The following is an 18,990-nucleotide window of genomic DNA, read 5'->3' as shown; positions in this document are numbered from 1 at the left end:
CGGCAGGGCCTGGAGGCCGCGCCGCACGGTGTGGCGCCTCTCCGTTATCCCGTCTTCTCGAAGCCGCTCTACAACCTGAAAGGCATGGGCGTGGGCAGCCTCGTCCTCCGCTCACCAGCCGACTACGAAGCCGCCTACCAGCCGGGCCACATGTGGATGGCTCTGCTCGAGGGCGATCATATCAGCAGCGACGTTGCGCTGGTCGATGGCGCGCCAAAATGGTGGCGCCATGCACGCGGCCTCGCGTCGGGCGATGGCACGTTCGACCATTGGGATGTCAGCTCCGCAGCCGAACCAGCGGTCGAGGCCTGGGGCGGCAACTGGTGCCGACAACAACTCGCCGGCTACACCGGCATGGTCAATCTCGAGACGATTGGCGGGCGCATCATCGAAGTGCATTTGCGCTTTGCCGATCAATGGCCTGATCTCTATGGCGGTGATCGCTGGGTCGAAGCGCTCGTCGCACTCTACTCGGACAAAGTCTGGCAATACGACGACAGCAACAGGCGACGCGGCTACAGCGTCGTGCTCTTTCTCCCGCACGGTCCGCGTTACCATCATCCCCCTCGCGACCTGGTGCACGACATCGCACAACGACCCGGCATCTCCAGTATCCAGATCACCTTTCACGCGAACCTGGCACCGGCCCGTCACGCCATGCCACCCGGCGGTTTCCGGGTGGCAATCGTCAACTGCTGGGACCGCGAAGCCGGCAATGCCGCGCGTGCCGACCTTCGCCGACACTTCACGGCGACCGCTTCTCCCTAGGGGCTATTCCGGCGGACGAAGCCCGCGAACAGGCTCACCACAAACAGCACCAGCGCAATGACGAAGAGGATCTGCGCCATACCTGTCGCCGCCGAGGCTATTCCGCCGAAGCCGAAAACACCGGCAACTATCGCGATCACGAGAAACATCAGCGCCCAATAAAGCATCGCTCGCTCCCTGTGTAATAGGTCGAGCAAGTAACGCCAGGTGACTCGCTGTGGTTCCTGGAAGGCAACCGCTCCGATAGCGGAAACGTTGATCGAGTACCTGTCCACGAACCCATTAGTGGAGTGGCGATGAAACGCGAACTTACACCAACCGAAGCGCGCAGTGGCCTCATTAGCGGCCGGATTTTCCTGATCCTGCTGATCTCGTCGATCGGCGCCGTCGTGGCAATGGCGCTTGCCTGGTACTTTCTGTTTCCCTATGGCGGCTAGCGAACCGCCTGCAGAAAGCTAACGCGAGCTGTCATCGAATTCAGGATGACGGCGCACGTAGGCGACGACGTAGCTGCAGGCTGGCACGATCTTCAATCCGCGGCGACGCGTGTCTTCGAGCGCAGCGCCAACGACCTTGGCAGCCAGGCCTTTGCCCTCGTCCTGTGGCGGCACTTCGGTATGCGTAAAGATCAGCCGATCGCCCTGCTGACGATATTCTGCAACAGCAAGGCCGTGCTCTGTCGGCATTTCGTAGCGATTGCGAGCGGCGTTATGCGTTACTGACATCTATACTCCGCTCGCAGGAATTAATGCATCAGACAGGATGCCGTGCTGCGTACTCGCGCTGCACACAAGCATCGTAACCGCCGCTGTAGGGTACCAAGCCGTAGGATCGGCAGGCGGTCTGGGAGTCGGCGAGAATTTGAGCTTCCGAGTATCCCATGACGGGGCGACTCTGCTGGCGAGCAGCATATTCGCGCGCGCGGCACTGATCATAGGCGGCCGTTCCGACCCGGAAGCCGTAGGCGAGGCACGCATCATCCGACGCCACCACAACGCGCGTCTCCGTCGCGCAGGCTCCGAGAGCTGCTGCTACGGCAAGGACGGGCAACAAGCGCTTCAGCATTCAATACCTCCTGGGGGATGCAACTCACACCCCATCTGGACAACGTAAGGAGGTATTGCCAGTTCCCGCACGGCGACTACCGGTCGACCTGCCAGAACATCGGATACGAGGACTGAATGAGTCCCTTGAGGCTCGTCCGGTAACCCGCCGGAATGGTGAACTGCCCCCACATCAAGGCAGGCACCAGCTCATAGGAAATCACCTGAATATCGGTGGCAATTTTCTTGCGCTCGTCCAGGGTGGCAGCGCGTGTGAACGCCTTCATCAGCTCCGGCACCCGATTGTCACAGGACCATCCCGGGAAATCGTTGCACGTCGCGGCCACGTAGAAGTGCGTCAGCGGCGAATACATGTCGGTGCCATTGGAGTAGACCGGGAACATCGACCAGCCGTCCTTCTTGGCACGACGCGCCAGCACCGTCGGCCAGTCGCGCGGCTGTTGTTCGACGGTGAAGCCGACATCCCGCATGTTCTGGACGAGCACGCGCGAAGCGGTCTGGCTGATCGACCCGGCCACTTCGAGAATGATGACCGGCTCGCCCTTGTAACCCGAGGCGGCGAGTTCTGCCTTGGCCGCCGCCAAATCGACCTTTGCCGCGCTCGATCCGGCATCCGTCGAAAGCGGCGTGCCGCACATCCAGAACGACGCGCAATTCTTGGTCTGGTACTTGTCGGGTACGCCGATCGCCGTAAGCGTCGCGTGCTGATCGACCAGCTTCCACAAGACCTTGCGCACCGCGGGATTGTCGAACGGCGGGAAAGCATGGTTCAGGCGGAAGTTGCCCTGAAACTGATGGATGCCCCCGAGACCCATCAACTTCACATTCTTCTCTGCCTCGAGGATCGGCAGCATGTCGAAGGGCAGGTATTGCATGTAATCGATTTCGCCCGCGATCAGCGCGTTGGCGCCGGTCGATTGATCGGGCATGACGCGCAGAACGAGCTGGTCGATCTTGACGTCTTTGCCACCCGCCAGGAAATCCGGCGCTTCCTTACGCGGCACATAGGCCGGGTTGCGCTCGAGTACCATGGCATTGCCCGGCCGCCACTGGTCCTTGAGGAAGCGGAACGGGCCCGAACCAACCGGATCGCCGATGCGCTGGTCGGCCGGCGTCGCCGCAAGCCGCGCGGGCATCATCACCGGCAGGGGCGCGTTCGGCTTACCCAGCACGTCGAGGAGCAGCGGGAATGGCTGCTTCAGGACCAATCTGATCGTCTTCGGATCCTTGGCCTCGAGGGTCTCTGTGTCCGCCATCAGCATCTTGCCCAATGGGTCACGTACCGACCAACGCTTGAGCGAGGCGACGCAATCCTCTGCAGTTACCGGATTGCCGTCGTGCCACTTGAGGCCATCGCGCAGCACGAAGCTCCAGGTGAGCTTGTCAGAGCTCGCCTCGTAGCTCTCGACCATCTGCGGCTTGATCTCACCCTTCTCGTTCATGGCGAAAAGCATGTCGAAGACATGCAGGCCGAACGTGCGCGTGATCGTCGCCGTGATGACATGGGGATCGAGGATGGTGACCTCGGATTCGAGCACCACCGTGAGTGCCTTCGCGGCCCGCGCTTCCCGCGGCCTGATCAACGACGCTCCCGCCAATGCGGCACTCCCTGCAAGTGCCGTCCGACGTCCTATTCCAATGCTACGCATTCGCTGTTCCTCTTCCCCGAGGCGCGAAAGTAGCGGGCTTTGTACGGAAGCGATACACCCGGCCCTGTTTCACCGCAGGTCGAAACAGGGCCGGAGATGGCTCTACGGCGGCGACAACAACCGACAAGTCACACGATCGACGAAGATTTCGACGCGTGGACCATAGACCGGCATGCCCCAGCGTTCGCCCGGTCCCGCAGGTTGTGCCACGACGCGCACTTCCTGCACCGGTCGATCGCCATTGGTGAACATGCAACTCACGACGGCATCGATGACGCCGGCGCTGTTGTTCGTGACATAGATCACCGACAGCCAATTCTGTTGGGGCACCGCCTGCAGCCACGCGCCGTCAAGCGTAGCGATCGGCACCGTCGGGCCGGCAGTGATGGGAACGGTTCCCATCAAGTTGCCACGCGGCCGTTGGATCACGGGCGGCATTGTCACGGTCTGGCTGTTGGGATCGAATGCCCTGTCCGCGGGGGATGCGGGCACGGCCGCCTGCTGCTGAAGGGTCTGGTTATCCTTGCTGACGTTTTCCGGCGTCCAAACCTTGCCTGTCTTTTCATCACGGAACTGCGGGACCTGGGCAGCCGCGGCCGTTGCCATGACCATTCCCAGCGCAGTAAGCGTCGCAAGATGGATGTGACGCTTCATGTTGTTCTCCTTCAGCACGTTCGCCGTCGCTCTACATGTCGCGATAGCGACGCTGCTCCCACGTGCTCACCTGGGCTTCGGCCTCTTCCTTGGTGATGCCGTAGCGAGTCTGGATTTTGCCGACGAGCTGATCGCGGCGCCCCTCGATGGCAAGCAGATCATCGTCGGTGAGCTTGCCCCATTGCTCCTTCACCGCGCCCTTGGTCTGACTCCAGCTGCCCTTGAACTTCTCCCAGATTGTCTTGGCGTCGTTCTGGGTGGTCGTTTGCCCCGATGCCTGCGCATGCACGGCGACAGGGAGCGCGCCGACGGCAAGGCCTGCGCAAGCGGCGAGAATAGCGAGTGACCGCATCGAAACCTCCTTGTGAATCATCGTGCCAACAACGAAGCGCAACAGCCGAGGTTGCCGCCTCAGGAAGGCCACAGCGATTTCAGGAGGAAGGCCAACGGGATGACGATGGTCATCGCGACATAGAGGTCCAACAGTTCACCGGCCAGCGGACTGCGGGATGCTTCGTCGGACGACATGTTCGACGCCTGCGTAAGGTCAGGAACTTGCCTGGACTCCATGATCGCCCCTCCAGCCGTTGACGTCCCCTCTATGGAAGGAACGCCACATAACGGCCCAGGTTGCACGCGCCACGCGAAATCAGGCTGCTGCCTTTCTAATCGCGTGATCCAGAGCCTGCTGAAGGTCGATGGCCGAATAGGGTTTGGAAATGAACTGTGTGCCTTCTAGCAGCGGCGCCGAGGGGCCGTAGCCGCTGGCGATCACCACAGGCAGCATCGGAAATTGCTGGCGCACCTGGCTTGCCAGTTCCTCGCCACTCATGCCCGGCAGTCCGAGGTCGGTCAGGAGAAGGTCGAACTTGCCATCTGTTGCCAGCATTTCCAGCGCCTGTTCGCCCGTCCCGACGCCCGACACGACGCAGCCCATTTGCGCCAGCATATCGGTCGTCGACATGCGCAGCACGATCTCGTCCTCCACCAGGAGTATTCGCCTGGGGTGGTCGGCAAGAGACGATGCCGGAGCCGGCGTTGGCGTTGGTTCTGGCAAGGGTGCAACGCGTGGCCGGCGGGCCGCCAGAGCCGCACGCACCCGAGTGGCGAGCGCTTCGCTACTGTAGGGTTTGGTAATCAGCGGATAGCCGGTTCGGCTGAAGTCCGGCACGAGATCGCGCGCGAAACCCGAGGTCAACAGAACGGCAATTCCCGGTCGTTTTTTCTGAACCAGTTCGGCGAGTTCGATCGCCGTCATCGTGCCGGGCATTACAATGTCGGTGAACAACAGGTCGAAGTTCGGGTCCTTCTCGAACAGTGCTACCGCAACATCGGGGTTCTCCGCCGCCACGACGCGATACCCCCAGCCGGTGAGCATATCAACGACAGCGCGCCGAACATCGTCGCTGTCCTCGACAACCAGGATGCGCTCGCTGCCCGTCAGAACAGTAACCACAGTTTGATCTTCCTCGACGACCGGATCCTGTGTCCGCGGCAGATAGAGCTTCACGCTGGTGCCCTGCCCGATCGCGCTGTCAATCCGGATGTGGCCGTTCGACTGGCGCACGAATCCGTAGACCATGCTGAGTCCCAGCCCAGTCCCCTTGCCATCGCGCTTGGTCGTGAAGAAGGGGTCGAACGCCTGTGCCACGACCTCCGGCGGCATGCCGATGCCAGTATCGCTAACGTCCATCAGCACATAAGGACCTGGCGTCACATCGGGATGCAGCGCGGCGTAGCGACGATCCAAAGTGGCGTTCGAGACCTCGACCCGCACGGTGCCGCCGTCCGGCATGGCATCGCGCGCATTGATGGCGAGGTTCAGGATAGCGTTCTCGAGTTGGCTCGGATCGATCCTGGCGTTCCAGGGATCTTCGGCAACCTTGAATTCGATGGCGATGCGCTCGCCCAAGGAGTGACGCAACAAATCGGCGAGGTCACCGATCAACTGCGCCACGTTCGTGGGTTGCGGCGCCAGTGGCTGGCGACGGGCGAACGCCAACAGCTGCAACGTGAGTCTCGCCCCGCGCTCAGCCGCCGCCGTCGCGGTCTGAAGGCGCGCCAAAGCCGCCTCGTGACCACTGAGTTCGCCCCTCAGAAGATCGAGATTGGCTCTAATGACCTGCAGGATGTTGTTGAAGTCATGCGCCATGCCTCCCGTGAGTTGGCCCGTCGCTTCCATTTTCTGACCTTGGCGCAGCGCCGTCTCGTCGCGCAGCTTTTCCGTGATGTCAACGCAGCGAATGACGTCGCCGCCGCCCTCCATCTCGCCGCGATAGACTTCGAAGTCCCGGCCGTCGTGCGACACCCGCACGACTGACGAGCGATCGACAGAGGCCGCATCGGCTGGTGCCGTCCCAAGACCAAGTGGCTGCAACAGGGCGCGGGTTGCGGGCGAGCGGTCTGACAGCAACTGGTCGCGCGTCGGAGGGGCTTGCCTGAGCGGATCCCACTGCGCAAGTTGAGTAAACGCCCGATTCCAGGCGACGACCGTCCCCGCGGCATCGAGCACGAAGATCGGGTCCTGAAGGCTCTCGAGCGTCGTCTGAAGCAGTCGTGATCTGGCCGTCAGATCCTGCTGGGTTCGCTCCAGCCGGCCAGCGCCGCTGACAACGATATAGATGCCGGCGACCAGGCACATGAAGGCGCCGGCCATGACAAGGAGCCCGGCAATGTCGGCCTGCTCCTGTTCCGAGCGCAGCGCCGCGAGCTGACTGGCCAGCAGAAGGCGCTGTCCTTCGACGAAGGAATCCCCCAGCAGGCGGACCTGCCCCATCATTGCCCGTCCGGCGCCCGTTCGGTCGAGGGCCAGCGCGGCGTCGCGACCATAGAGCTGATAGGCGCCGACCGTGGCATTGAGCTGCTCGAGCTTGTCGCCGGCGAGAGCGGCGAACTCGCGATACTGTCGCGTGGCGTCGAGATTGCCGGCGACCGACGCCTCTAGCTGCCGCAATCCCGATTCGATCCGTACGCGCGCGCGCTCATAGGGTTCCAGCCGGGTCGCATCACCGGACAGCAGATAGCCGCGCTGGCCGATCTCGGCATCCTGCAGCGCGATCACCATGTCGCGCATCAGCGCCATGGTCTCATAATTGCTGACGACAAGCCGTTGTTGCCGAGCCGCCGACTTGGAATGAGTGATGGCGAGCATAATGCCGCTCGCAATCAGCACGGCGATCGTCAGGCCGACGATGATGCCGGTCGAGCGTGCGGACTTGAGGAGGCTAGGCATCCTCCGCCTCGTCGGCGCCGGGCGCCGGGAAGGTAACGGCTATGCGGCTGCCTCCTCCCTCCTTGGTGGAGATCACAGCTTCACCGCCGAGCTGCATGGCCAGACCGCGGATCAGGGAGAGACCGAAGCCACCGCGACCATCAGGTCCCAGAGTGCCGGTGTCTTGTCCTGTGCCGTTGTCCTCGATCACCAGTTCCACCTGTCCGTCGCTTTCGATCGCCTCGATCCGCACTTCCGGTGACGCAACACCTGCGAAGTCATGGTTGAGGGCGATGCTCACAGCCTCAGTGACGATCAGGCCGACCGGAATTGCCGTGTCGGGCCCCACCGCCATGATCGGCGCGCGGATATGGTAGCGCGGCGCCTGTCGTTCGGCACTCCGGCGGCCCACGGAAAGCTGCCTCACGAGGTCGCTGATGAACTGCTGGAAATCGACCAGCGACCAGCTCGAACGCTCGTAGAGATGCCGGTGCAGGATCGAGAGCGTCAGCACACGGTTTTGTGCATCGCCAAAGAAACGCCGTATGCGCGGCGATCTGATTTCGCCTGCCTGGAGATTCAGCAGGCTCGAAATCATCTGAAGGTTGTTCTTCACGCGATGATGGATCTCGCGCAACATGTGGTCGCGCTGTTCGAGGCCCGCCCGCAGTTCGGCTTCGCGGCTGGCGATCGCTTCTGCCATGGCCGAGACGCCGGCCCCGATCGAGGCCATTTCCGGCGACCAGGAATGGGGTGGTGCGAACTTGATCTCTTCGCCGCGCGCCACTCTTTCGGCATAGGTCTGGATGTAGCGTAACGGCTGCACGCACCAGCGATCGGCTCCCAGCCAGACGGTCAGCAACACCAAAGCGAGCGCCAGGGCCGTCAACGCGAGCACCGCCCAGCTACCGGCGAAAGCAGCGATACCTTCAGCAATCGGCGCAGACGTCACCGCATAGAGCGCGCTGCCTGTGATCGGTCGGAGACGAAACTCATAGAGCAAGCCATCTCGCCCATAGTCTGAAAAACTCGACTGATCGCCGGTGATCGAGGCCGCCAAGCGTGACGGCATCGGCAGCCGGCGCATCGCCGCCGGATCACCGCCGATCGTCGCCCCGTCACGGGCAATCATGGCCGTACCAATCGACCCCATTGGCGGTGCGATCGCTGCCACGTCGGCGAGCGCTTTGAGGGTGATCCCGACAGCACACATGCCACGAAAGGCCCCATCACTCGTGATCGGAAGAGCTACGGGAATGACGGTGTGCGGCCCGATGCGGCTGGCGATCTGTTCGCCGATGGAGAATCCTCCGGCGGAACGGACCTTCTGGAAGACATCACGATCGGCGAGACTAATGCCCACCGCAGTTGGTTGGCTGGCGCAACGCGCCACTCCCTGATCGTCCGTCACCAGAATGACGGAGTATTGCGCAGGCGCCGCTCCGAGTACCCGCACGAAGTAGGCTTCGCAGCGGCTGACATCGGCCGGTTCCGGCTGGGTACTTGCGCTCTGCCGCACCGGATCGGCCGTGCATGCTGCCGAGAGCATGCGGCGCGATGCTTCAATGAGCTCGCCGTAGCGAGCAACGACAAGATCGCCAGCGGCGACCAGCCCGGCATCCTGCAGCGCCGCCCTGTCCGTTTGCGCCTTGTTGGCTTGCCAGGCGGCAAGCCCGAGGATCGGCAGGAGAGTCAGCGCCGCAAGCGCCACCAGCGTGGATCGAAGCGACCACCGCGCTGGCATTGTCCGGCCTCGCAATCAGATCGATACGGTATCGAGCGCCTGCGCGATAGCCGCACGAAGAAGATCGGGATCGAAAGGCTTGGAGATGACGAATGCCGGCTCGACCTGTTTGCCGGTCAGCAGGCGTTCGGGGAACCCGGTGACGAAGATCACCGGCACCGACATTGACTTCATGATCTGATTGACAGCGGAAATGCCGCTGTCGGCGCCGCGAAGCTGAATGTCGGCCAGCACGAGATGCGGCGAATGCTTCGTGGCAAGGTCGATCGCCGCCTTCTCGGTCGCTGCAATACCGACCACCTCATGGCCGGCGTTGCGCACGATGTCCGCAACATCGAGCGCGATCACAGCCTCATCCTCGATCACCAGCACGCGTACCGAGGCGACCCGCTGCAATTCGCGACGCGCCTCCTCGAGGCTGCGCTCGGCGGTGTCGATGTCGACGCCCAAGATGTGCGCGGCATCGCCCACAGTGAATCCTTCAAGGACGGTGAGCAGCAGGACTTGGCGCTGCAACGGCGCCATGTCGGTCAGCGATTCCTTCAGTCGGCCGCTGACGCTTTCACCGCCGCTGGCCGCCTCCTCGATATCGCCGAATGGCTGGCGCAGCCGGTGGAACAGGGCGAATACGCCCACTTTCGTGTCCTCAGCCTCGGCAATGAGATCTGGCTGTTGCACCGCCACTTCCGCGCACAGGCGAACCCATTCATCGCCCTGCTGTTGGGAGCCGGTGACTGCGCGCGCATAGCGGCGCAGGAATGGCAATGTCCTCGTGATCGCCTCGGACATCTTCTTGGTCGCTACCTGCCCTTCCGCCACAGCGCTCTCCCTCTCGCTCGATAGTCCAATCCTGAGAAGCACCCGGAATCGGAAGCCTACACTACGCCCTCACCGCTCGCAGACAACCCGCTAATGACAAGTTGCGAAAGCGGACATGACGACGCCTCCCAAGGCTCTCAGTCTCCATGGGAGGCGTCAAAATCCTCTACTTGGCCGCAATAACGCGAAAGGTCACACAGTGGTTCCCTCGCCGTCGCTGCATCACATGCGACCGATCCAGTTATTGACCTGCTTTTCGGCCTCGTCCTTGGCTACGCCGTAGCGTTCCTGGATGCGACCGACAAGCTGCTCCTGCTTGCCGTCAATCACCGTGATGTCGTCATCGGTGAGTTTGCCCCACTGTTCCTTGACCTTGCCGGTGACCTGCTTCCAATTGCCTTCGATACGGTCCCAGTTCATGACAGACTCCTTCAGCGGTTGGATAGTTAGCTGCTCGGCCAAATAACGTGCGGTATCGGGATGCGGTTGCCGTCTTCGTTTTTCTCTTCCGTTCGGCGTTGAGCGCCCCACATTCACAGTGATGAAAGACGACATCGTCGCCCTTCTGCCCGACCTTCGCGCTTTCGCACGGTTCATGTGCCGCGACCGGGAAGCGGCCGACGACCTCGTGCAGAACACCATCCTCGCTGCACTCGACAAGCATGAGCAGTTCACTCCTGGCACTAATCTCAAAGGCTGGCTGTTCACCATCATGCGCAACCGCTTTTACTCCGATCTGCGCACGCAACGCCGGCGGCCACAGACGATTGACGACGAGGCGACGCCGCAGATTCTGGCCGTCGACAATCCGGAAGCGACACTCGCCCTGAAGGAGCTTTCAGTCGAATTGTGGAAGCTCAGCCCGCAAGCCCGCGAAGCACTTGTGCTCGTGGGGGCCGGTGGTTTCTCCTATGAAGAAGCAGCGAGTCTCTGCGGGTGTTCAGTCGGCACCCTCAAGGCGCGAGTATCGCGCGCCCGGAAGCATCTGTCAGAAAAGCTTCAATAGTTTGGGGAAATTTATCTTTTATTATCAAATACTTACAAGACAGACACGGTAACAATGTAACCAAATACGACTTCGGTCATTTATTTCAGTAGGACGCAATAGTCAGGAGAGAATAATGACCGCGCAGACCCAGCAGGACCAGAACGCTCTCGACTTTCACGAGCAACTCAAAACTATCCTGCCACGCCTGCGGATCTATGCTTTGTCGCTGACACGAGACCGCGATGCAGCCGAAGACCTCGTCCACGATACGGTGGTCAAGGCGCTGACCGGCCGTCACAGCTTCCAGCCCGGTACCAACCTCGCTGCCTGGTTGTTCCGTATCCAACGCAACGAATTCATTTCCGGTTTGCGTCGGCGCCGGCCGACGGTGCCGGTCGACACGGCGATTGCCGAGTCGCTTTCTCATCCGCCACATCAGGACAGTGGTCTGATCATGCGCGAATTCATGAGCGCGTTCGGCAAGCTCGCCGCAGCGCAGCGCGAAGCTCTGTTGCTGGCCGTACTTGAAGGCCTTCCCTATGAAACGATCGCCGATCACACGGGCGTTTCGGTCGGTACGGTCAAGAGTCGTATCTCGCGCGCGCGCGACACACTCGAGCGGCTGCTGCTCGAGGGTGAGACCCGCCAGCCGGCCACTGAAGGCCGCGATGGCATCGCGCAATCCGGGGAGGAAGAGCCCCGGATGACGACGCGCTAGCGATCTCCCTTTTCCAAACACATCGGTTAGTGTGAAATAGCGATGGGTGATTATAGGGGGAGAGTGGCATGGGTCAGGCAGGATCCCACGGAGTCGTCCACCTCCGGGGAGCATGTGATGGCCGATGACAGTAAAGCGGCCGGGGGGCGTTCTCCTCCGGGCCGCCCTGCGCCCAGGGGCAGTGAGCGCCCCTTCGACATGTGGCTGCAGAAACAGCTTCACGCGATGTACGATGAAATCGCCAGCGAGCCGCTGCCCGACGATCTACTCCACCTGATCGACAGCGATGCTGCCCAGGGCAAGCAGAACGGGAAGCCGAAGGATTCTTCCGACGCATCACGCGAGAAGAAGTAGTTACGGGAACTTCGCTTCCAACCACTCCGTTGCATCACATCAGCAAACGGAGGCAGCCATGATCACCGCCGAAGACAAGAAGAAGGCGCTGTCGAATCCCAGCAGCGTATTTCGGCATCCCGCCGACGTCGTTGATAATCGTGATCTCGACACGACCGAGAAGGCAGCCATCCTCAAGCAATGGGAGGTCGACGCCCGCCTCCTTCAGGTGGCGAGTGAGGAAGGCATGGACAAAGGCGAGCCAAGCCTGTTCGCCGACGTGAAGAAGGCGCAGCAACGCCTCGATGCCCCTTCCCTCAAGGAAGACGGCGCGCCCACCAAAGCAGGCCCCTGATCAATCACATGGAAAATGGCGGCGGTCTTTCGACCGCCGCCACCCTTGTCCGCTGCCCGCCGGTCAGCCCGGCCGCCGAGCCGCGAACTCGTTGCGTTGTCCGACGTCAACGGCTTGGGCTGTTTCCGGTTGCGCTGTCTCCGGTTGTGGAGGTTCGCTATACAGACCGCTCCGAAGCGGGAGGGGCGCAATGAAACTGTTCGATCTTTCCGGCCGCGTGGCCGTCGTTACGGGTGGCAATGGTGGCATTGGCCTCGGCATGGCGAAGGGCATGGCCGCAGCCGGTGCGACGGTTGTCGTGGCAGGACGCGACGCAGCGAAGAACGAAGCCGCGGTGAAGGAGATCCACGATCTCGGCGCCAAGGCCAGTGCCATTGCCGTCGACGTGTTGAAGGAAGACTCGTGCCGCGCTTTGATCGCAGGCGCCGTCAAGCAGCACGGGCGGCTCGATATCCTGATCAACAACGCCGGCATCAACATCCGCAAGCAGCCGCAGGAATACACGCTGGCGGAATGGCATCAGGTGATGGACAGCAATCTGACCAGCGCCTTCCTATGCAGTCACGCGGCCTACCCTGAGATGAAGAAGGCCGGCGCTGGCAAGATGATCAACATCGGCTCGATGATGTCGATCTTCGGCGCTTCCTTCACGACCGCCTATGCTGCGAGCAAGGGCGGCATCGTTCAGATGACCAAGGCGATGGCGACGGCGTGGGCCAAGGACAATGTCCAGGTCAACGCCATCCTGCCCGGCTGGATCGATACGGCCCTGACGCAGCGCGCACGTCGAGACGTACCGGCTCTGCACGACTCGGTGTTGCAGCGGACGCCGGCCGGACGCTGGGGCACGCCGGACGACTTTGCCGGCATCGCCGTCTTCCTAGCGGCTGCAGCGTCAGACTATGTCACCGGCGCCGCCATCACCGTCGATGGTGGGTACTCGGTGCAAGGGTAACCGTCGTCAGGGCGAGACGATCCGACAGTGGGCACGATCGACGAACAGGTCGGTCTTGGGCCCGTAAATCAAGACACCTGCACGGATGCCGGCTCCGAGTGCAGGAACGAGCACGCGGGTTTCTTGGACGGTCTTGCCCGCATTGGTGAACCGGCAGTCGATCATCGGGAGCATGATGCCGTTGGCGTTGTTGTTCACGTAGAGCGCGACCTGCCAGCGCTTGCCCGCAATGGCGCTCAGGCTCGCATTGTCGAGCGAGACCAGCGGTACGTTGGGTCCAGCGGAGGGCGGCGACCAGCCGAGCAGCGCAACCGCCGGCCGCTGGATTACGACGCCGTCGATGCGTGTCGCCTGGCCGAGGGGATCGAAGGCAAGATCGGCCGGCGTCGGCTTGCCAATCGGGCTCGTGCCGACGTTGTTCTGGGTCCAGACTTGGCCGGTCTTGGGATCGCGGAATTCCGGAACAGGCTGCGTCGCCGACGTTTCAACGACACTACGCGGCACCTTGGTCGGTGTCTGAGCGGCCGTCTGGGCCATCGCTGTTGTCGCCGTCATCGCGCCAAGCAAACCAAACAGAACGCGCTTCGCTGCAATCAGGGCCATAGGCATGATCAATCTCTCCCCTCGTTGCCCTAGCCTAGACGCCTCCCCCCGATCGAGGAAAGAAGTTTGGGCTACTTCAGCGCAATGCCAGAGCGGCAGCGACCCATAGGCCACCGGCTGCAATGGCCGGACCATAGGGTAGTCTGCTGTGAAGGCGACCGCGCATCGTCGCTCCGCTGGCCCCCGCAACCGGACCGATCGGTACGCCGGCGAGCACGATAACGCCCAGCACTCCGCCGACGACGCCCACGATGAGCAGGAAATCCACGATCAAGGACGGGCCAGCGAATAGGACTACAGCCGCAGCCAATTTTACGTCACCACCGCCCAGCATTCCGGCAGCAAATGCGGCAGCGGCAACCAGGAAGAGCACAACGGCACATCCAACGGATAGGGCGATCGCTTCCGGGGTCGACGTCCTGGCAACCAAGCCCAGGATCGACGAGATCACGAAGAGGGCGGCAATAGCCAGTGGCAGGCTATTGCCGATGTGCAGGGTGCGCAGATCCTGCCAGGCCGCCGCGACGAGCAGGCCTGCGAGGACTATCAGACATCCGGTCTGGAGAAGTGCGAGGAACGGCATCCGTCACCAGCCAGCGCTGGCGAGGAACCGAGTCAGTTCAGCGGGCCCATCGCGTTGAGCACGTTGGTCACTTTACCGGTGACCGATCGCATCGAAGCGATGGCTGCGACGGCAATGATCGACGTGATTAGCGTGAGTTCGACTGCCGTGGCGCCCTGGGTGTTCTTCATCAAGCGACGGAAAATCGACAGCATCTCTGCCCCCACGCAATTCAAGCGAGGCGGATCGGCCTCGCCTCATAATATGAATTGTGACTCAACTTAGGCAGCATACTTAAAGTGATCTATCAGATCAAACGAAACAAACTGCAAATGTAATGATATTTCTAACCTGCTGAATTCAAAGGAGATATTTCAAATCTCTCTCTAAGGATTGATGATACTGACCTTCGCCAACACAAAAGGTCAAAAGCTGGATTCTGATTCCGACTTCCAGCTTGCCGCCAGCCGGCCGGCTGCTGTCCAGAGGCAGAGGATCGCAAAGGCGCCGGCCAGCCAGGGGAACAGGCTGGGAAAGAGGCAGAACAGGACGAAGGCGAGGATGGTTTCCGTCCCTTCGATCAGCCCCGCCGCATAGAAAAACGACTTGGTCCCCCGCTCCCCGCCATCGGGCTCGCCGCGATTCGCGGCCATCACCGCCCGCCCCAGGAAGGACGCGCAGGTGCAGACGAAGGAAGCCAGGAGCAGCGCCGCCCAGATCGCATTGCCGGGCTCTGCCAGGGCAAATCCCAGCGGTACGGCCGCATAGAAGGCCATGTCGCAGACAATATCGAGATAACCGCCGAAGGCCGTCGGCATACGGTGCCGGGCCACCGCGCCATCGAGCCCGTCAAACAGCCGATTGACGAGAATAGCCGCCAGAGCCGCACCGTAGTGCCCGTAGGCCAGCAGGGGAACGGAAAGCAGCCCGACCGCGAGACCGGCGAAGGTCAGACCGTTCGCCGAGACGCCGCGCTGTGCCAGCCACCCGCCCGCATGATCGAGCGGCCGGTCGATCCAGCGCCGCAGAACGGGGTCGAGCATCCCGGCGCAGTGGCGTCAGTCGTGAGAATCGACCGCCCGCAAGGGGACCACCTCGCCGGCTGCCGCGGTGGCCGCCTGACGATCCGCTGTTGCCTGCCGGCGGTAGGCCATCCAGCTGAACGGGATCAAGGCGGTGTAGCCCAGCCCCAGCAGCGACAGGCCGATCCAGGGGGAGCTGGCAATCACCGTCATGACCAGCGCAGCGCCCAGCAGGGCCGGCAGCACGAGATGGCGCGGCACCCGGCCCTTCTTGAACGAGAAGGTCGGCACGCGGCTCACCATCAGGCCGCCGACCACCACGAGGACAATGCCGACGACCAGCGCGTGGCGCGGCCAGGCGGCCTCGATCTCGAAGCTCACCATCAACGGCATCAGCGCCAGCAGCGCCCCGGCCGGTGCCGGCACGCCGGTGAAGAACGATCCCGTCCAGGCCGGTGGCGGCGTGTCGGAAACGAGAGCCGTGTTGAACCGTGCCAGACGCAGCGCCGAGCAGATCGGGAACATCAGGACCACGATCCAGCCCAGAGATCCCACATCTCGCAACGAGGCGAGATAGAGCACGAGTGCCGGTGCCACGCCGAAGCACAGGAAGTCGGACAGCGAATCGAGCTCGGCGCCGAAGCGGCTGGTCACGCCCAACCGGCGCGCCACCCGCCCGTCCAGCGCATCGAAGATCGCCGCGACGATGATCGCGATGACGGCGAGCCGCATCTGCCCCTGCAGACCGAAGCGAATGGCAGTCAGGCCCGAGCATAGTGCCGCCAGGGTCAGCACGTTCGGGATCAGGCGATTGATCGAGAAGCCGCGTAATCGGCCGCGACTCGCGCGCAGATCGTCGTCCATGTCGGACTCCCTAGAACTCGACAGCGGTACGCGGTTCTGTCCCGGCAGGATCGAGCTCAGCCATGACGGTCTCACCGCCGATCATGCGCTGACCCGGAGCCACCAGCAAACGCGCGCCCACAGGCAGATAGAGGTCGGTACGGCTTCCAAAGCGAATATGGCCAAAACGTTCCCCGGCTGCGACCCCCTGTCCCGGCTTGACGTAGCAGACGATGCGGCGGGCGACCCAACCCGCGATCTGCACGCAGCCGATCACGCGGCCGTCGGCACGGCGCAACGCCAGCGCCATGCGCTCGTTCTCCTCGCTCGCCTTGTCGGCGTTGGCGTTCAGGAACTTGCCCGGCCGATAGGCGACGACGTCGATCGTGGCCGCACAGGGCGCTCGATTGATATGCACGTCGAAGACAGACAGGAAGATCGAGACGCGCGTAAGCGGCTGATCGCCAAGGCCCAGCTCCGCCGGCGGCACGGCTTGCACCACCATCTGCACCAGCCCATCGGCCGGCGCGATCAGCAGCCCGTCTTCCTGCGGTACACCACGCGGCGGATCGCGGAAGAAATAGATCGACCACAAGGTCAGCACGAACAACGGCCAGAAGAGCCACGCCGCACCGGTCAATGCCGCAAGGAAAGTCGCACCCGCGAAGAGCGCGATGAAGCGCCAACCGTCGTCGAGGATCGGCACCAGGAAATTGGCCAGCATGATGAAAGAGCTCTCTATGGCCCCAGGGCCGTCAGTTGACCTTGGGCAGGGTGAGGACCTGTCCCGGATATATCAGATCAGGATCGCGAATCTGCTCCTTGTTCGCTCCGAAGATGACCGTGTGATGCCAGCCGACGCCATAGTGCGCCCGCGCAATGTTCCAGAGATTGTCGCCCCGCACGACATGCAGGCGTCGCGAATCGGTGTCGGACGCCGGCGTTATCGTGAGTTTGTCGAAAGGCAGTTCCAGACGCGCCACTGGCCTGCCGTCCTTGGCGATGCGATCGAGGCGCAGCTTGTATTTGCCCTGTTCGAGAGGATCGACCGGCTTCAGGCGCCAGCGGCCGTCAGCGGCCGTCGTTGCCTCCGCCACCATCCGGTCATTGATGTAGGCACGCACGACCGTGCCCGGCGTTGCCTGGCCCGTGATGGTGACATGACCTCGATCGTCGTAGTCGAGCGTGGAGAGCACGAGATCCGCCGACCTCGGTACGCCCGCCGGCGACGGCGGCTGGACCAGGGTCGAAGCCCCCGAAGGAGGCGTGATCACCACCAGCGTATCCTCGCGCGGCTTATCGCCGCCCGGCCGCTCCGGCACGACGGCAACCACGGCCTGCTCCGAGGTGAGCGGCGCGCGCCCTTCGATATGCTGCACGACGCGTAACTCATGCTGCCCGACGGCCAGCGGCGGATCCTGCAGGATGACGACCCATTCCCCGCGTGAATCGGCTTCCGCCTTGGCGATCTCCTTGCCGCCATCCAGCAGCACGATCTTGGCGCCCGGCGCGGCGCGCCCGGCCACGACCGCGCGTCCGTCCGGCCCGATGCGGGCGACGTCGAAGCTCGGCGTCGCCGCGGCGGTATTCGCGGGCGGCGCGCTGGAAGACGGCGCCGGCGGTGCGACCGCTTCCGGCGCCGATGCGGCTTTGGCCGGCTGGTCTATCGCGGCCTGCTCCAGGAGCCCGCCGCGCCATGCAACACCCAACGCAATCGCAATGACGATCACGCCGATCGCAACCAGCCCGAAAACAGTGCGTGACATCGCCCTCCCAACGGTGCGACGACCGTTCCCATTGGCGTCGCGACCATCCTTCGCGAAATGATACCATGTCATTCGGGGCCTGACAGGCACCGGTTCGTCTCAAAAAAAGCAGTTTCCGTGCCCGTGTCCAGTCCCTCCCCCTCCCGTCCTACCTCCCTGTGCGTCTTCTGTGGAGCCCGATTCGGCACCGATCCGGCAAGCCGCGATACGGCTATGGCGCTGGGCCGGATGCTGGCCGACCAGGGCATAACGCTGGTTTACGGCGGTGGTGGTGTCGGCCTGATGGGCCTGGTCGCCAATGCCGCTCTCGATAGCGGCGGCAAGGTCATCGGCATTATCCCGCGTTTCCTGTTGGAGCGCGAAGCCGGCCACCCGGCCCTGACCGAGACGGCGGTAGTCGAGACCATGCACGAACGCAAGCTCCAGATGTTCGAGCGGTCTGACGGTTTCGTGGTGCTGCCCGGCGGGCTCGGCACCCTCGAGGAGCTGTTCGAGGTCCTGTCCTGGCGCACCCTCGGCCTGCACAGCAAGCCGATCGTGATCATCGATCAGGGCGGCTACTGGAAGCCGCTAGCAGCCCTGCTGCAGAACGTCGTGGAAGGCGGTTTCGCCGAACGGACCCACCTCGACCATGTCGCCTTCGTGAACAGCATCGACGAAGTGCTGCCAGCGATTGCAGCCATGCCGCGCTCCGTCGGCTTGGCAAAGCGCCTGGACCGGGTCTAATCCCCTGCTCTGTGCTGGCGTGCCGCCGGTGAGGAAGATCGACTCGATCGCGTCGTCGTAGATCGTCTTCCGCTCTTCTCGGGCTCGGTTGCACTCACTGCAACGTACCGGCATACGCGAAGTCTACTCATGCCGCGACGGCGCCATGTCGGTCCTCAAGAGGCTTGGCGATGCGGCCTTGCCGGTGATTGCCTTTGCCTCACGGCGGTG

The 18,990-nt window shown here is 62.9% G+C and carries 26 protein-coding genes; 8 read left to right on the top strand and 18 right to left on the bottom strand.

Annotated elements, in window-relative coordinates; translation table 11 throughout:
• Positions 1-30 precede the first annotated feature (30 nt).
• Complete coding sequence (locus EPO50_RS11040; protein ID WP_296343874.1) at positions 31-768, top strand: hypothetical protein; 738 nt, start codon at positions 31-33, stop codon at positions 766-768.
• Here EPO50_RS11040 and EPO50_RS11035 read toward each other — a convergent pair.
• The gene (locus EPO50_RS11035; RefSeq protein WP_020695380.1) at positions 765-935 is read right to left on the bottom strand and encodes a DUF1328 domain-containing protein; all 171 of its coding nucleotides are present in this window, start codon (positions 933-935) and stop codon (positions 765-767) included. The two genes, EPO50_RS11040 and EPO50_RS11035, sit on opposite strands and share 4 nt — an antisense overlap.
• 129 nt (positions 936-1,064) lie before the next feature.
• Here EPO50_RS11035 and EPO50_RS11030 point away from each other — a divergent pair, with 129 nt between their 5' ends.
• Entirely contained in the window at positions 1,065-1,205 is a 141-nt protein-coding gene (locus EPO50_RS11030) for a hypothetical protein (RefSeq protein WP_296343871.1), read from the top strand.
• An 18-nt stretch (positions 1,206-1,223) separates the two neighbouring features.
• Here the strand turns inward: EPO50_RS11030 and EPO50_RS11025 are convergent, their stop codons facing one another.
• The 10 genes from EPO50_RS11025 to EPO50_RS10980 form a co-directional block, all read right to left on the bottom strand.
• Positions 1,224-1,493: a GNAT family N-acetyltransferase gene (locus EPO50_RS11025; protein WP_296343869.1), complete on the bottom strand. Its 270-nt coding sequence runs from the start codon at positions 1,491-1,493 to the stop codon at positions 1,224-1,226.
• A 28-nt stretch (positions 1,494-1,521) separates the two neighbouring features.
• Complete coding sequence (locus EPO50_RS11020) at positions 1,522-1,833, bottom strand: hypothetical protein (RefSeq protein WP_296343867.1); 312 nt, start codon at positions 1,831-1,833, stop codon at positions 1,522-1,524.
• A 76-nt stretch (positions 1,834-1,909) separates the two neighbouring features.
• Entirely contained in the window at positions 1,910-3,415 is a 1,506-nt protein-coding gene (locus tag EPO50_RS11015; protein WP_296343865.1) for an ABC transporter substrate-binding protein, read from the bottom strand.
• A 168-nt stretch (positions 3,416-3,583) separates the two neighbouring features.
• Positions 3,584-4,135, bottom strand: coding sequence for a hypothetical protein (locus EPO50_RS11010; protein WP_296343863.1), 552 nt, complete (start codon positions 4,133-4,135; stop codon positions 3,584-3,586).
• 31 nt (positions 4,136-4,166) lie between these two features.
• Positions 4,167-4,373: a CsbD family protein gene (locus tag EPO50_RS11005; protein ID WP_296344197.1), complete on the bottom strand. Its 207-nt coding sequence runs from the start codon at positions 4,371-4,373 to the stop codon at positions 4,167-4,169.
• Positions 4,374-4,546: 173 nt separating this feature from the next.
• Positions 4,547-4,705: a hypothetical protein gene (locus EPO50_RS11000; protein WP_296343861.1), complete on the bottom strand. Its 159-nt coding sequence runs from the start codon at positions 4,703-4,705 to the stop codon at positions 4,547-4,549.
• A 79-nt stretch (positions 4,706-4,784) separates the two neighbouring features.
• A complete protein-coding gene (locus EPO50_RS10995) occupies positions 4,785-7,367 on the bottom strand; it encodes a response regulator (protein ID WP_296343859.1) in 2,583 nt (860 codons plus the stop codon).
• Positions 7,360-9,090 carry a sensor histidine kinase gene (locus EPO50_RS10990; protein WP_296343857.1) on the bottom strand — a complete coding sequence of 577 codons (1,731 nt, stop codon included), beginning with the start codon at positions 9,088-9,090 and terminating at the stop codon, positions 7,360-7,362. Before EPO50_RS10990 ends, EPO50_RS10995 begins: the two co-directional genes overlap by 8 nt.
• Before the next feature lie 15 nt (positions 9,091-9,105).
• Positions 9,106-9,879, bottom strand: a complete 774-nt coding sequence (locus tag EPO50_RS10985; RefSeq protein ID WP_296343855.1) for a response regulator — start codon at positions 9,877-9,879, stop codon at positions 9,106-9,108.
• Between the two features lie 252 nt (positions 9,880-10,131).
• Positions 10,132-10,329: a CsbD family protein gene (locus tag EPO50_RS10980; RefSeq protein ID WP_296343853.1), complete on the bottom strand. Its 198-nt coding sequence runs from the start codon at positions 10,327-10,329 to the stop codon at positions 10,132-10,134.
• A gap of 121 nt (positions 10,330-10,450) precedes the next feature.
• Here EPO50_RS10980 and EPO50_RS10975 point away from each other — a divergent pair, with 121 nt between their 5' ends.
• From EPO50_RS10975 to EPO50_RS10955, 5 genes are all read left to right on the top strand, one after another.
• Complete coding sequence (locus EPO50_RS10975) at positions 10,451-10,915, top strand: sigma-70 family RNA polymerase sigma factor (RefSeq protein ID WP_296343851.1); 465 nt, start codon at positions 10,451-10,453, stop codon at positions 10,913-10,915.
• A gap of 115 nt (positions 10,916-11,030) precedes the next feature.
• Positions 11,031-11,615, top strand: a complete 585-nt coding sequence (locus EPO50_RS10970; RefSeq protein WP_296343850.1) for a sigma-70 family RNA polymerase sigma factor — start codon at positions 11,031-11,033, stop codon at positions 11,613-11,615.
• Positions 11,616-11,732: 117 nt separating this feature from the next.
• Positions 11,733-11,969 (top strand): NepR family anti-sigma factor, encoded by a 237-nt coding sequence (locus tag EPO50_RS10965; RefSeq protein WP_296343848.1) that lies wholly within the window; start codon positions 11,733-11,735, stop codon positions 11,967-11,969.
• A gap of 58 nt (positions 11,970-12,027) precedes the next feature.
• Entirely contained in the window at positions 12,028-12,303 is a 276-nt protein-coding gene (locus EPO50_RS10960; protein ID WP_296343846.1) for a hypothetical protein, read from the top strand.
• A gap of 190 nt (positions 12,304-12,493) precedes the next feature.
• Positions 12,494-13,258 (top strand): SDR family NAD(P)-dependent oxidoreductase, encoded by a 765-nt coding sequence (locus tag EPO50_RS10955; protein ID WP_296343844.1) that lies wholly within the window; start codon positions 12,494-12,496, stop codon positions 13,256-13,258.
• A 6-nt stretch (positions 13,259-13,264) separates the two neighbouring features.
• Here EPO50_RS10955 and EPO50_RS10950 read toward each other — a convergent pair whose 3' ends face one another.
• The 7 genes from EPO50_RS10950 to EPO50_RS10920 all read right to left on the bottom strand — a co-directional run bounded on the left by EPO50_RS10950 (position 13,265) and on the right by EPO50_RS10920 (position 18,054).
• A complete protein-coding gene (locus tag EPO50_RS10950; RefSeq protein ID WP_296343842.1) occupies positions 13,265-13,867 on the bottom strand; it encodes a hypothetical protein in 603 nt (200 codons plus the stop codon).
• Between the two features lie 70 nt (positions 13,868-13,937).
• Positions 13,938-14,444 (bottom strand): prepilin peptidase, encoded by a 507-nt coding sequence (locus tag EPO50_RS10945; protein WP_296343840.1) that lies wholly within the window; start codon positions 14,442-14,444, stop codon positions 13,938-13,940.
• 32 nt (positions 14,445-14,476) lie between these two features.
• Positions 14,477-14,638: a Flp family type IVb pilin gene (locus EPO50_RS10940; RefSeq protein WP_296343838.1), complete on the bottom strand. Its 162-nt coding sequence runs from the start codon at positions 14,636-14,638 to the stop codon at positions 14,477-14,479.
• Between the two features lie 210 nt (positions 14,639-14,848).
• Positions 14,849-15,466: a CDP-alcohol phosphatidyltransferase family protein gene (locus EPO50_RS10935; RefSeq protein ID WP_296343836.1), complete on the bottom strand. Its 618-nt coding sequence runs from the start codon at positions 15,464-15,466 to the stop codon at positions 14,849-14,851.
• A 15-nt stretch (positions 15,467-15,481) separates the two neighbouring features.
• The gene (pssA, locus tag EPO50_RS10930) at positions 15,482-16,309 is read right to left on the bottom strand and encodes a CDP-diacylglycerol--serine O-phosphatidyltransferase (protein WP_296343834.1); all 828 of its coding nucleotides are present in this window, start codon (positions 16,307-16,309) and stop codon (positions 15,482-15,484) included.
• Between the two features lie 10 nt (positions 16,310-16,319).
• Positions 16,320-17,012 (bottom strand): phosphatidylserine decarboxylase, encoded by a 693-nt coding sequence (locus EPO50_RS10925; RefSeq protein ID WP_296343832.1) that lies wholly within the window; start codon positions 17,010-17,012, stop codon positions 16,320-16,322.
• A 31-nt stretch (positions 17,013-17,043) separates the two neighbouring features.
• Positions 17,044-18,054 carry a LysM peptidoglycan-binding domain-containing protein gene (locus EPO50_RS10920; protein ID WP_296343830.1) on the bottom strand — a complete coding sequence of 337 codons (1,011 nt, stop codon included), beginning with the start codon at positions 18,052-18,054 and terminating at the stop codon, positions 17,044-17,046.
• A 57-nt stretch (positions 18,055-18,111) separates the two neighbouring features.
• Here EPO50_RS10920 and EPO50_RS10915 point away from each other — a divergent pair, with 57 nt between their 5' ends.
• Positions 18,112-18,780 carry a TIGR00730 family Rossman fold protein gene (locus tag EPO50_RS10915; RefSeq protein ID WP_296343827.1) on the top strand — a complete coding sequence of 223 codons (669 nt, stop codon included), beginning with the start codon at positions 18,112-18,114 and terminating at the stop codon, positions 18,778-18,780.
• The last annotated feature ends 210 nt before the right edge of the window (positions 18,781-18,990 follow it).

This window comes from Reyranella sp. (assembly GCF_004297405.1).
Taxonomy (GTDB): Bacteria; Pseudomonadota; Alphaproteobacteria; order Reyranellales; family Reyranellaceae; genus Reyranella.
This window is presented reverse-complemented; position numbering and strand designations above follow the sequence as displayed.